The sequence below is a fragment of the Nocardia sp. NPDC004604 genome, assembly GCF_040609795.1.
In the GTDB taxonomy this organism is placed as follows: Bacteria; Actinomycetota; Actinomycetes; order Mycobacteriales; family Mycobacteriaceae; genus Nocardia.
Genome location: NZ_JBEXLC010000208.1, coordinates 1 through 12,207, shown reverse-complemented (window position 1 = coordinate 12,207; position 12,207 = coordinate 1). Strand labels below are relative to the sequence as shown.

Here is a 12,207-nt window from a genome sequence, read left to right as displayed (position 1 = left end):
GCGCCGCCTGCAGAGCAACGGCCTCATCGATCGACAGCGGTACGCCGAAGCGCCCCCGCGGGTGGAATACAGCCTGACCCCGCTCGGCCGGACGCTCCAGGAGCCGATAGCGATGCTGACGGAGTGGGCGCAGGCGCACGGAGAAGCACTCGTCGACTTCCAGGAATCGACAGCCGCGAACCAGACGCACTAGATTCCGGGCAACCCGCCCCTGTGTCTCGCGAACGAAGATTGGTGATACACATTGCGGCGCTACGGATTTACGCCGCGAGACCATCTTCCGGTGCTGGATGTCGTCGGCGCGGATCGGGCAGGGCACCGCCCACCGGCCCAGCGGACCGGGTCGTCGAAGGCCCCGAGACAGAACCTCTAGGGCGCAGGCGAACCCGCCGCCGCACCTGGCCTCACCGCATCAGAACCCACAGTCCACTGAGGCTCAGCAGGACGACACTCACGGCCAAGCCGGCTCCGGCGCCCACCGCAGGCGCGGCGTACTCGTCGGCAAAACGCGTCATCCGGACCGACCGTGTGCGCTGCTCATAGAGGCCGACGACGACGAGCGAGCCGGCGATCGCCGGGCCCACAAGGGCCACGAAACCGCTCGACGGAAGCCAACGCAGGCACGCCGCGGCCAACCCGAGTATCGACAGGCTGGTACGAACGAAGGACAGCGAGGTGCGCTCGGGCTGGAGTCCGCTGTCGGTCACCTGGACAGCGCCCATTCAGGAGTTCACCACTGTTACGACCAGGACGGTGGCACAGATGACGAGGACCACACCGACAACTGGTGCCATCACCGGCGCCGGCAGGGTGCGGCCCGTCCGCAGCGCTCGCTCCGCGCTGATCCAATGCGCGAACGAGGCAACCGCGCTTACGCCGCCGGTAACCAGCAGCATGGCGGCCAACATTGCACGAATCGCCGGCGCGAGCAGGTCGCCACCAAAGGCCTCCAACCCGACGCCGCATGCAACGAATGCTGTTGCGGTCCGCATCCAGGCAAGGTAGGTGCGCTCGTTCGCGAGGGTGAAGCGCGGGTCCGGGTCCTCCCCAGAGCGGAACCACCGATTCCCGTCGCAGTGCCGAGGCGACGATATCGTTCATCGCCAGCGTCGCCTCCATCAGCGAGGTTTGGCCAAACGACTCGGCGCCCACACCACCCTGGCCGGCGTACTTGCCGACTTCCCCGACAAGCAACTCTTGCACCGGGCCGCGGCAACGCTCGGAGCCGACGACACCATCGCGGCACTACTCGAAGATTACGCCGGGCGGTCCCGGGCCCGGGGTGCGACGATGGCCGCCGTCAGCGCGTTACACCGAGCAGCCGAACTCTCCGAGAGCCCGGACCGCACCACCGCGCTGTTACTGCACGCCGCCGAACTCGCCATCGAAACCGGCGCGCGCTGCGAAGCCCAGGACCTGGTCGATCGAGCAAACCTCGGCGCATTGGGACCAATCGAACGAGCGCGGCTCGCCAACGTACAGGAAGTCATCGCATTCGGCCGATACGACCCCGAAGGTCGGATATTCGAACTGATCGACATCGCCGCACAGGTCCACACCGCGGGCAACACCGACCTCGCAGCCGAGCTGCTGTGGCGGGCCGCCTCCCGCAGCTTCTTTCAACAGGCCTCACCCGGCGCCCGCAAAGCCATCGCCACTCATCTTCGAGATCGACGGTTCATGCCGCGGCCGATCACTGTCTCCTGCCCACCTGCAGAGTGTCTGGATGGTCGATCACGCTCGGGTTCTGTTATGCGAGCACGAGGGGTAGCGCGTACGGTCCGCGGTGGCGGAATCCGGATCGCCAGCGGATCTCATCTTCGGGCACAGCCAGCACGGTGTCCGGCCAACGGGTGAACAGGCGGTCCAGTGTTGTGGCCGCGACGGTCCGCACCAGGGCAGTACCCAAGCAGGCGTGAATGCCATACCCCAGCGCCGTGTGCGGACTGCGAGGTTTGGCCAAATCGAGGCGCTCTGGATCGTCGTAATGGTCAGGGTCGTGGTTGGCGCCGGCAAGGCAAAAAAGCACAGTCTGTCCAGCACGGATTGTGTGGTCACCGATCTGTACGTCGACAGTGGCGAACCGCGGCCCCGCCAACACCTGCGGCGAGAGGTAACGAAGAAGCTCGTCGACGGCCGCCAGTTGTCGTTGTGCATCAGCCCGGAAAACACGCAGTTCCTCGGGATGGCAGAGCAAGGTCAACACAGCGCCGGAGATGAGATCGACAAGAACCTCGTACCAGACGAACAACATGTAGAACAGCAGCGCGACGAGTTCGTCGCGCCTCTGGGAACTCGATTCGTCGTAGCCTGCGACAAATCTCGCGAGCACCGTATCGGTCGGTCCGGAGTGCGCGTGGTCGATCGTGGCCTCGATGATTGCGCGCATTGTCGCGAGCGTGTCTCGTGCGCGGGGGGCGTCGCCGTCAGCAGGCACAAGGGTCGAATTCGCCCATCCGAGTAGCGTTTCCCGCTCGGAATCTCCAAGGCCGAGCAGTTGCCCCAATATCGCGGCGGGTAGCGGCACCGCGAACTCGGTGACCAGATCGACCTCGCCACCGCTCAGCGAAGCTATGAGGTTATCGACAGACTCAGGCGCACACTGAGTCCACTGGGCCAATCGGCGCGGCGAGAACTCAGCGGTGATGGTGCGGCGGACCCGAAGATGATCGGCGGCATTCGCGTTCTGCAGGGTATTCAGCGGCGTCGGCACCGGAAACCCCTGGTAATCCTCACCATTCGAGTACCGATCCGCCACTGCGAACCGGCTATCCGCCAGCCCCGCCCGGACATCGCCATAGCGGGTCACCAACCAAGCCGCGGGACCATCGGGCGTGCGGACACGATGAACGCCGCCTTCGTCACGCAGACGGTGCAATACCGGCCATGGACGAGCAGCGAAGTCGGTACCGAAAACCTCTATCACGCAACGCATCCTGCCGTATTTCGACGTGGCATGCTGCCGACCGCCATATCGGAGCCGACGAGACCTACGAGATCCGGCCTTCCACCGCACTAGGGCGCGTCCTCAAAGCCGGTGTGTCGGTGTGAGGGCTGCGCTGTGGTCAATGGTTGTGCCCGGATGAGCCAGTCGGGTAGGGCGCTCACGTGCTCATGGCCAGCGAGGTGTGCACCCTGCAATGCTTTCGCCCAGGTCCGGCGTTGGGCGGCGAGCGCGTCGATGTCTTCGTGCAGGTAGGTATAGGTGGTTGTTTTGCCTATGCCATTGGCTCAGGCCGGCTGCGGCACCCGGGTGCAGTCGAGGAAACCAGCGATGAGGGACAGGCGGAGGAGCCCGTGCGGCTTCGAAGTTGCGTTTAAAGCGTGGTTGCCGGCCGGAGGAGACGGTTCCGTAGGCGCATAATTCCGCGTGCTCGGGAGTTCGGTAGGAGCAGTGGTCCTTCGGGGTCGCTGGAAGAGTGGATACTGCGCTCGGCGGTGGGTATATGTTCGAGGTCGAGGAAGTCGGCGGTGGTGGCGATCAGCCGGTACGGGTTGGCGACCAGCCGATATCCGAGCAGCGCGCGCAGTCGGGTCAGTTCGGCGCGGATGGTGCCGGGCTTGCCTGTGGCACCGTAGATTTCGCGGGCAAGCTCTTCTGCCGTCAACCCGTCCGGATGTGCGAGCAGTAACACCACGATCTCACTGTGCCGCAAACTGAGTTGCCGATTGACCCCATCGATGGTGATGGAAGCGAACTTGCGGCCCAGAACCGTGACGCGCGCGAGGGTGTCGTCGTGCTGCGAGGAGTACACCGCGAACGGGCCGTTCGGCGCCAGCCGTTCGACAATGATGCGCCGTCCGTCCGGGAGGGTCGTCGCTCCTTCGCTGAGTTCCTGCGACCAAGACGAGGTGATCCAGTCCGCCGGTTCGGCGTGGACGACGCGGCCGTCTGCGGTCACCAGAGCAGCTCGCCCTCCGCAGCGGCGCAGCACTCGGTCGAGATAGCGGGCGCGGATTTCAGAGTCGCAGCGCCGGCGGTGCTCGGCGAGGCTCGCTTCGGCGAGTCGAGCGGCAGCCGCCACGAGCGGCAACGCCAGCGAACGAGTGCGGTGGCGTGGGCAGGTGACGTCGACGACACCGACGAGCGCTCCGGTGGCCGGGTCTCGGATCGGCGCCGCTGTGCAGGTGTAGTCCACCGCGACGGACAGATAGTGCTCGGCACCGTGGACCTGGAAGGGTTTGCGCAGCGCCAGTGCAGTTCCGACGCCGTTGGTGCCGGCTGCCACCTCACTCCAGCCGGCGCCTGCGACGAGGTGGGCGCGTTCGGCGGCGCGGCAGGCCGCGCTGTCGCCGCGGACCCACAGCAGATGACCATCCGCATCACCGACGAACAGCAGATGACCCGGTTCAGCGGCTGCGCCACCCAGAACGGACATCATCACCGGCCATACCGCTGCCAGATGTCCCGTCACTTGCCGGTGCCGGACCTCGTCGTCTCCCATCACGACCTGCGGGAGATGGCGATCCGGATGCAGCCCGACGCGCTGGGCACGGTCCCACGACGCACGCACATCACTGCGCACCCGCCGTGCCAGGCCACCGGCCAACACGTCGCCACGGGCCTCCATCAACTGCTTCTGATCCACATCATCCATCGTTCTGATCCAGCCATCGATCCGGTCGGACCACGCTACGAGGCAGGCCATCTATGGACAACCCTTTTCAAATACTCGTGCAGCGTTCCCGCAACCCCCCGCAATGCTGTTGGCCGGGGCGGCCTCGGCGTTGGACAGTTTCCGTGAGTGCCGTATCTCACAGGAGGTGGACATGCCGTATCTCGAACTGCCCGACGGGGTTCCGTTGTTCTACGACGATCAGGGTTCCGGTCGTGCGGCGGTGCTGATTCATGGCTGGACTATGAACGGCGTCTTCTGGCAACAGAACGTGCCGGCGCTGGCGGCGGGTAACCGGGTGGTCACACCCGATCTTCGGGGACACGGCGCCTCCGGGAAGACCGACGCGGGCCACACGCTGGCCCAGTACGCCCGCGACATCAGGTATCTACTTGATCATCTCGCGATCGACGAGGTGTGCCTGGTCGGCTGGTCGATGGGTACCGGGGTGATCCTCTCCTACATCCGGCAGTTCGGCTGCGACCGGTTGCGATCGGTCGCCTTCGTCGACCAATCCCCGCGATTCCTCGACGCCGTCGGCTGGGACTTTCCGCTGCAGGGCAGCTACAGCACCAGCGCTCTCGCCGCATTCGTGCAGGGCCTCGAACATGCCCGCCCGTCGGTGATCAAACCGTTCATCGCGGACTGCTTCGCCGATACGCCGTCCGATGAAGTGATCGACGCGATCTACGCTGAAACCACGAAAATGTCGACGGGTGCCGCAAAGGCCATCTGGTACGACATGGCTTACGCCGATCTGCGGTCGGCGCTGCCCGAGGTCCGGGTGCCGGCGCTGCTGACCTACGGCGTCCGGAGCAAGATCTTCCCCGGCCCGCTGGACGAATGGCTCGCCGCCCGGCTGCCGAAAGCCGAGGTCGTACCATTCCAGCACAGCGGACACGCACCGTTTTCCGAAGAACCGCAACGGTTCAACGAGGTCCTCGGCAATTTCCTGTGAACCTCGACCATCGGCATGCTCCCGGAACAGCGACCGCCCGCGGGTCCTCGATGCGCGACGGTCTCGCTGATCGAAAAGCAGAATCGAGGACGAACCCGTTCGAGCTGAACACTATTCGCCATAGTCCACGATGTGGGCGCCATGCTGCTGCGTCGCATCGATGGGTGTGGCCAAATCCGAGCGGAGCCGGTTGTGCGGCTACTCGGTAACCATTGCCGCACATTCGAATACACGCCGACAACGAAGGGCTCGTGCGCTGTCGAACTCCCTGTGACGGCTGTCGGGGTGCGCAAGCCCTTCTTCGACTGTCTGCTACTGAATGTCGGTGTGGAGCACGGCGATCACGCTGTGGCGGAGAAGGCCGTCAGGATCGTTCGACGCATCGCAGCCGCCGAGGACGCGGGGCAGATTGTCGTCAACGGCTGCGTCCTGTTGCCGGAATGCGGCGAGAATCGCTGTGTACCAGAGAAGTTGGATGTGTTGTCAGAACTCGCGGACACCCTGGATCTGCTGACCGAATTCACCGAGCGGCTCGAGGAACGCGGTGAACGGGTTCATCTGATGCCGTTCGGCTGGAAAACCGATTGCCACGTCGAACCTCTCGGATACCACGGGGCGGCGCCATGGCTGATCCACCTGTCTGCCTGCCCGGCGGACACCGGCCTCGCCGGTGAAAGCAGTGGGACCATCCGCGCGCACGCGCGACCCAGCCGCCCGCCGCACTGGAGGACAACCTGCACGACATTGTTATGAGAACGCCGTATCAGTTCGCCGGTCAGCCACTGAATACAGATCGCCGTGGCGCAGTAGGACGTCAATGCACAGCGCGATCCCGATGAATGCGAACAGGACTCGCGCCGAAATGGGGCCGTAGCAAGTAAGAAAACGCACGACTTTGCGGCAAACGCGCTGGGCCCAGGTGGTCCGTCGGACAGATAGGGCAAGGATCAGTAGCGACGGCAGCAATGCTATTGCCCAGTAGGCGATCACGATCAGCGGCCACAACAACGGGAGCTGGCGCTGAGCGGAGAGCATGGCCAGCGCAGCCAGGTAGGGAACGGATGTTGGCGCCTTGCCTGTCAGTCAGGCACCCCCAGGTTGTGTGCCAGCACTTGCCACGACTTGCGCATCGCTACGGCCAGCATCGCCGCGGCGCCGACCGCCGCCAAACGCGACTTTGCACGAGGGATATGCTCATGGCTGGGAATCCCGGGTCCGACGATCGAATTATCGTGATCACGAAGCGGGACAGCCGATCCGACCGGAGCAATGCCCGGACATGTTCCAGCGGTTGCGAGAACGCGCCGGTCTTCGCCGCATCCCACTGAAGGGACTGCGGAACACAAGTGTCAGCCTAATGCTGGCGCTAGGCATCCCTGCACATGTCGTCGCAGCCTCACATGGCCACGACCCCGCATTATCGCTGAGCAATCTTCGACCTGACGCCAACCGTTTTCCATGACGAGATCACCCGCGAGAATCACTTCATCGCGGGTCCAGTTGGGAGCGACGTGGCGGAACGATGCAGCCAAGGCTCCTCAGTTTGCGGGCGACTGTGCTTTCGCCGCCGCTGAACTCGTTGGATCGAAGCGAACTGCGCCGATCCGGCTGGCGGACTGCTGTGCGGCAGTGGCGGGTCAGGCGGTCTTGGTGGCGAAGGGGCCGTCGTCGCCGAACGCGAGTTGCGCGAAGTTCTCGCCGATGCGGTGGTGTCCTGCGGGGTCGGGGTGGACCTCGTCGGGCAGCGGGAATTCGGCGTAGTCCTGCTCCCCGTAGAGTTCACGGCCGTCGAGGTAGTGCAGGTTCGGGTCCTCGACCGCCCGCTGTCCGACGATCCGGGCGAGTTCCTCACGGATGACGATGAGCGTCAGGCGTCCTGCGGCGCGTTCGGCTGGATCGCCTGTCGCCTTGAATTTCAGGGTGCCGTTGGCGAAGTCAGGCATGAGGGGGCCGGGGGTGCCCTCCTGGACCGGGCACAGGACGGGCGAGACGACCAGGAGCGGCGTGGTCGGGTGCCCCTCGCGGATGGTGTCGAGGAACCCGTGGACCGCGGGGGCGAAGGCGCGCAGGCGCATCGCGTCGGTGTTGACGATGTTGATGCCGATCTTCAGGCTGATCAGGTCCGCGGGGGTGTCTCGCATGGCGCGGGCGGTGAACGGGTCGAGCAGTGCGCTGCCGCCGAATCCGAGGTTGACCAGTTCCACGCCGCCCCGGGCTGCGGCCAGGGCCGGCCAGATGGCGGTCGGGTGGGCGGCGTTGGAGCCGTGGCTGATGGAACTTCCGTGGTGCAGCCATACCTTGCGCCCGCGGTCCGGTGCGGGGTCGACGGCGGCATTGGTGCGCAGGGCGATCAGCTCGGTGATCTCCGTGTGCGGGAGCCAGATCTCGATGTCCTTATCACGCGCCGGAAGGCCGGTGAAGCGGGCGGTGCCGACGGGCCCCTCGTGCAGTTCGGAGGTCTGGGTGACCATGTCGGTGATCATGCGGACGTTGCCGCCGGGCACCGCGGCCTGGGCCGCGAGGCGGCCGTCGACCAGCAGGTCGTAGACGCCGTCCGCCGGGGCCGGGAAACCCTGGTAGACCCGCTTGGTGGGCAGCGTGTCCAGCTCGATGGCAGTGGCCTTGGTACGGAAGACCAGCCGCACGCCGGACGGCTGGGCCTCCGCCAGGGTCAGCTGCTCGTCGGGGATCTGCCGGCGCGCCGGAGCGGGCAGCCGGTGCGGGAGCAGGCCGTGCGCGGTCACCTCCAGGTCGAGGAAGCCGCGCAGCATGTCCGCGGTAACGGGTGTGGTGGTCCAGTCGTGCTCGGTGTTCATGGTTCCCAGCCTGTTGATCGAGGTGTACGGGTTGTTCTGATGTGCCGGTGCGCGGTGCAGCGGACCGCCTCCGGAGTGGGCCCGCCGGTCAGGGGGTGCTGTGGTTGCGCAGCAGAGCGTCGAGGGAATCCAGCATCCAGAGCCAGGACTCCTGCGAGTCGACGGCGGTGTGGCTGAAGCCTCCGGCCAGCTCCAGGCTGATGTAGCCGTGGAAGGCGCCGCCCAGCATCCGGACCGCGTGCGTCTGATCCGGCTCCGTCAGGTGGTAGGCGCGCAGGAGAGCACGCGTCATCTGGGCGTGCCGGACGCCGGCGCTGGCGGCTGCCGTCGCGGAGTCGAGCCTCAGCCGGGTGGCGGCGTAGCGCCCGGGGTGCTCCCGGGCGTAGTCGCGGTAGGCGTCCGCGAAGGCGACCAAGGCATCCTTGCCCGCCCGGCCGGCCAGGGCGTCGGCGACCCGGTCGGCGAGCTCCTCCAGCGCGAACAGGGCGATCCGGGTCTCGAGGTCCTGCGAGCTCTTCACATGCGAATACAGACTCGCGGTCTTCACGTCGAACCGCCGGGCGAGCGCTGAGACGGTCACCTGGTCGAAGCCGACCTCGTCGGCGAGTTCCGCCCCCGCCCGTGTCAGGCGCTCCGGGGTCAGTCCTATTCGAACCATAACCTTCTTCCCATTGACCTAAGGTCCTTATGAACTTTCCTAAAGCATATAGGAAGGTTTGCCTGACTTTCAGGGAGGCACCGACTGAGCAACAGATCCGTAGCCCGTTCGTGAAGTGCACCAAGAGTGAGGCGAAGCGCCTGTCCGTCCCCCGTGACCTGGCCGAGCGGCCGAGGGTCGACCTGGACTTCCTCGGCTGGCGGGACCCCCAGGCCACCGACCGGGCCTACCTCGTCACCGAACAAGCGCTACCGCAGGACTGCGCGGGGGCTCCATCGACGCCTCCGACCCGACCCCGCTGGCGGTGGCCGCGCGTCGGAAGTTCAAGCAGATTCGCGGTACGGAAGCCGTCACGTTCAACCGATTCGAGCCGACTAACGCTGCCGCGCGTGCCGTGGTCGCGAACTGCCGATAGCCCCCGGAGAACAGAAGGAACCCAATTGTCCTGTGCCAGTTGACCTTACGCACCTGCCAGATACCTGGCGCACTGCAGGTCAGGCAATGGATTTCGCTGCCGGTCAGCGGTTTCGAACTGCCACTTATCCTGACGCACCGCAGGTCAACGGTTCGGCACTCGCCAGGGGCACCGGCACAGGACACCAATGCTGGAATCCCCCGAATTCATCGCGCTGTGGCTTCGGTCGCGGATTTGGGAGTCAGTTGATCGCGAATTTGGGCATCGCTCACGCCTGCGGTTGCCGTCGAGCCCGGGCACCCAGCTCGATACAGTCGGCCCGATCGCGGTCCATGTCTGCGATATCTGTTGTCAATCAACCATTCTCGAACATTCCCGGTCTCCACAAATGCGCATCGATTTCGTGCCATAGTGAGTCGGTGTTCTGGCTTCGCAGTGTCGCCGTCGCCGTGGCCTGTTGTGCCCTGTCGGCCACGGCCTGTCAGAGCCCCGCCGCGCCACCGACCTCGCCGAGCCCTCCCGCCGCCCCTACACAGGACGACAAGCCGGGCTCGGGTGACCAGCGGATCATCATCGAATTCGGCGGCAAGACCCGCTCCTATGTGGTGCACGCGCCGCCGAGCTACGACGGCAGCACCGCCCTGCCACTGGTGGTCGCCCTGCACTTCTATCCCGGTGACGCGGCGCGGATCGCCACCACCAGCGGCTTGAATGCCAAGGCGGACAAGGAAAACTTCCTCGTCGTCTATCCGGAGGGGCATGCTTCCGGATTCAACGCCTTCCTCTGCTGCGGTTCGGAAGACGATGTCGGCTTCGTCAAGACTGTCCTCGCCCGAATGATCAACGCCTGGAAAGCCGACCCGAAGCGCGTCTATGCCGCAGGCATCTCGAACGGCGGCGATATGTCCTTCAAGCTCGCGGTGGAACTACCCGACACCTTCGCCGCCATCGCCGCGGTCAGCGGGGGTTTCATCGGCTCCGCCGCGGCGCAGCCGTCCTACAAGCCGACGACACCGGTATCGGTGATCACCTTCCTCGGCGGCAAGGACCGCTACTTCGGTCGATTCGACACCGGGATCACACTGTGGCAGGAGCGACTCGCCTGCGCTCCCGGGGTTGCGCGGGACGACCTTGCCAATGGCATCACCGTCGCGACGGCCACCTGCGCCGACGGCAGCACGGTCGAGATCTACCGACTTCCCGAGATGGGGCACTCGTGGCCGGGTGCCGCGCAGGGCGAACTCTCCGATGCGGGTGCCGGGGTGAACGCGACCGACCTCGCATGGGACTTCTTCGAAGCCCACGCAATCCACGGTCGATGAGGCTTCAAACCCCGCACGACCTGTCCCCCGGGGCGATGGGAGACTAGCCCGTGTTTCGAAAGTCGGATCACCGTAGCCACATGTTGGTGACGGTGACGTGGATAGTGGCCTCTTGCTGCTGGGCCGCACTACCTCGATTGCGTGGGCCGCTACTCTTGCTGCTCTCACCGCCGATCACCGCACTGCGATCCGCTATGCGACCGGAATACCCACGACGATCCGGACGACGAGTGGGACGTCGCATTCATGCAAGAATCGCTTGGTGAACAAGGGCACACTTCCGGATGGGTGGACCATCGACGAGGTACGGCAACGCGCCCAGGACAGCACCGTGGAGTTGTTGGATCCCAGCACCCCGGTATTTCTACACCCCACCGAACCTGACCAAGCAGTCTCCTTGGAAGTCGATTTGATCATCGGTTTCACTGGTCTGTGCCTCGCGCGCTGCATGGAGGATGGCGAGTGGTACATGGGCCACCGGGGTCAGCCGGGAGACCCGATCTTCTGCTGGTCCAGCTATGGCGCGGACCTCGGCACCGCGATCGACGGCCTGTAGGACGACATACCAGTCTGGACAATATCTTTCGGTTCACTGTGTTGAAGGCACCACTGCGCGGCGCTCCTCGATGTGTGAGTTCGGAGGTGGTGTCCGCGGCAACAGAAAACCCCCTCCGATGCTGGTCGGAAGGGGTTTCTTTGTCGGGATGACAGGATTTGAACCTGCGACCACCTGACCCACATTCAAATTCCACCAACCTCGATCAATCAAACTCGTATCACCTGGTCAATACCTATTGTCAACATAAAACTGACGGAGATGCTTGACACTCGGATCCCCTGAGCCGTAGGGAGATTCGGGTGAGTGAGCCTGTCATGGACCGCGAGGTGCGTCGACGCTTGGCGGTCCTTCGTCATGTCGAGGAAGTCACCGGCGGCGGCCCGATCGGCACGAGTGACACCGACCTGATCAGGGTCGCCGGTGCTCGCTGGTCGGTCGAGGACTGCTTCCAGACCGCCAAAACAGAAGTCGGGCTCGACCAGTACCAAGTCCGCCGTTACGACGCCTGGTACCGACACATCACCTTGGTCATGCTCGCCCACACCTACCTCGCTGTCACCGCCGCTATTTCCCCAAAAGCGTTGGCAGCGGCCTCATTCCACTCACACTCGGTGAAATCAAGCGTCTCCTGGCACACCTGACCACCCCGATCCCCGACCTCGTATCACTACGTCGCTGGTCGACCTGGCGGCGAAGACATCAACACCGCGCCAAACAGGCCCACTACCAGCGAAGACAGGGACAACATCACGAACTGCGGCTGGAGTACTAGCACGACAGTTGTATTTCGTTGTGCTGCAGGATGGTTGATCCTGCGGTAGCTTGTTCGGCTGTGCTGGATGATGTTGTGGCCGAGGATGTTT

Annotated in this window: 13 protein-coding genes and 2 pseudogenes; 7 read left to right on the top strand and 8 right to left on the bottom strand. The window is 64.9% G+C overall.

Annotation, left to right across the window (positions count from 1 at the left end):
- The coding region (locus ABZW16_RS40400; protein ID WP_354961438.1) for a helix-turn-helix domain-containing protein at positions 1–193 on the top strand (193 nt) is incomplete at its 5' end.
- Between the two features lie 211 nt (positions 194–404).
- Here the strand turns inward: ABZW16_RS40400 and ABZW16_RS40395 are convergent.
- The 5 genes from ABZW16_RS40395 to ABZW16_RS40375 all read right to left on the bottom strand — a co-directional run bounded on the left by ABZW16_RS40395 (position 405) and on the right by ABZW16_RS40375 (position 4,598).
- The gene (locus ABZW16_RS40395) at positions 405–722 is read right to left on the bottom strand and encodes a DUF202 domain-containing protein (protein WP_354961437.1); all 318 of its coding nucleotides are present in this window, start codon (positions 720–722) and stop codon (positions 405–407) included.
- Complete coding sequence (locus ABZW16_RS40390) at positions 723–1,094, bottom strand: DUF202 domain-containing protein (RefSeq protein WP_354961439.1); 372 nt, start codon at positions 1,092–1,094, stop codon at positions 723–725.
- Between the two features lie 265 nt (positions 1,095–1,359).
- Positions 1,360–1,623 (bottom strand): hypothetical protein, encoded by a 264-nt coding sequence (locus tag ABZW16_RS40385; protein ID WP_354961436.1) that lies wholly within the window; start codon positions 1,621–1,623, stop codon positions 1,360–1,362.
- Positions 1,624–1,750: 127 nt separating this feature from the next.
- Entirely contained in the window at positions 1,751–2,713 is a 963-nt protein-coding gene (locus ABZW16_RS40380) for a cytochrome P450 (protein WP_354961435.1), read from the bottom strand.
- A 604-nt stretch (positions 2,714–3,317) separates the two neighbouring features.
- Positions 3,318–4,598 carry a GAF domain-containing protein gene (locus ABZW16_RS40375; RefSeq protein WP_354961434.1) on the bottom strand — a complete coding sequence of 427 codons (1,281 nt, stop codon included), beginning with the start codon at positions 4,596–4,598 and terminating at the stop codon, positions 3,318–3,320.
- A gap of 172 nt (positions 4,599–4,770) precedes the next feature.
- Between ABZW16_RS40375 and ABZW16_RS40370 the strand changes: the two genes are divergently transcribed.
- Together ABZW16_RS40370 and ABZW16_RS40365 are read left to right on the top strand one after the other, a co-directional pair.
- Positions 4,771–5,574, top strand: a complete 804-nt coding sequence (locus ABZW16_RS40370; RefSeq protein WP_354961433.1) for an alpha/beta hydrolase — start codon at positions 4,771–4,773, stop codon at positions 5,572–5,574.
- Between the two features lie 327 nt (positions 5,575–5,901).
- Positions 5,902–6,327 carry a hypothetical protein gene (locus ABZW16_RS40365; protein ID WP_354961432.1) on the top strand — a complete coding sequence of 142 codons (426 nt, stop codon included), beginning with the start codon at positions 5,902–5,904 and terminating at the stop codon, positions 6,325–6,327.
- Between the two features lie 884 nt (positions 6,328–7,211).
- Here the strand turns inward: ABZW16_RS40365 and ABZW16_RS40360 are convergent.
- Both ABZW16_RS40360 and ABZW16_RS40355 read right to left on the bottom strand, forming a co-directional pair.
- Positions 7,212–8,390 (bottom strand): GDSL-type esterase/lipase family protein, encoded by a 1,179-nt coding sequence (locus tag ABZW16_RS40360; protein WP_354961431.1) that lies wholly within the window; start codon positions 8,388–8,390, stop codon positions 7,212–7,214.
- An 88-nt stretch (positions 8,391–8,478) separates the two neighbouring features.
- Positions 8,479–9,048, bottom strand: a complete 570-nt coding sequence (locus tag ABZW16_RS40355) for a TetR/AcrR family transcriptional regulator (RefSeq protein WP_354961430.1) — start codon at positions 9,046–9,048, stop codon at positions 8,479–8,481.
- Between the two features lie 29 nt (positions 9,049–9,077).
- On the opposite strand from ABZW16_RS40355, the pseudogene ABZW16_RS40350 reads away from it, so the two are divergent.
- From ABZW16_RS40350 to ABZW16_RS40335, 4 genes and pseudogenes are all read left to right on the top strand, one after another.
- Positions 9,078–9,296: pseudogene (locus ABZW16_RS40350) on the top strand (FBP domain-containing protein); the annotation flags it as partial.
- A 586-nt stretch (positions 9,297–9,882) separates the two neighbouring features.
- Complete coding sequence (locus ABZW16_RS40345) at positions 9,883–10,785, top strand: PHB depolymerase family esterase (RefSeq protein WP_354961429.1); 903 nt, start codon at positions 9,883–9,885, stop codon at positions 10,783–10,785.
- A 262-nt stretch (positions 10,786–11,047) separates the two neighbouring features.
- Positions 11,048–11,341 carry a hypothetical protein gene (locus ABZW16_RS40340; protein WP_354961428.1) on the top strand — a complete coding sequence of 98 codons (294 nt, stop codon included), beginning with the start codon at positions 11,048–11,050 and terminating at the stop codon, positions 11,339–11,341.
- Positions 11,342–11,724: 383 nt separating this feature from the next.
- Positions 11,725–11,985 (top strand): annotated as a pseudogene (locus ABZW16_RS40335) (hypothetical protein); the annotation flags it as partial.
- A gap of 26 nt (positions 11,986–12,011) precedes the next feature.
- On the opposite strand, the gene ABZW16_RS40330 reads toward ABZW16_RS40335, so the two are convergent.
- Positions 12,012–12,207, bottom strand: a 196-nt coding sequence (locus ABZW16_RS40330; RefSeq protein WP_354961427.1) for a hypothetical protein, incomplete at its 5' end; no start/stop codon positions are given.

Excerpts from the sequence above, each read along its gene's own strand:
- ABZW16_RS40355 (WP_354961430.1), bottom strand. The coding sequence starts at position 9,048 with ATGGTTCGAATAGGACTGACCCCGGAGCGCCTGACACGGGCGGGGGCG.
- ABZW16_RS40395 (WP_354961437.1), bottom strand. The coding sequence starts at position 722 with ATGGGCGCTGTCCAGGTGACCGACAGCGGACTCCAGCCCGAGCGCACC.
- ABZW16_RS40360 (WP_354961431.1), bottom strand. The coding sequence starts at position 8,390 with ATGAACACCGAGCACGACTGGACCACCACACCCGTTACCGCGGACATG.
- ABZW16_RS40375 (WP_354961434.1), bottom strand. The coding sequence starts at position 4,598 with ATGGATGATGTGGATCAGAAGCAGTTGATGGAGGCCCGTGGCGACGTG.
- ABZW16_RS40370 (WP_354961433.1), top strand. The coding sequence starts at position 4,771 with ATGCCGTATCTCGAACTGCCCGACGGGGTTCCGTTGTTCTACGACGAT.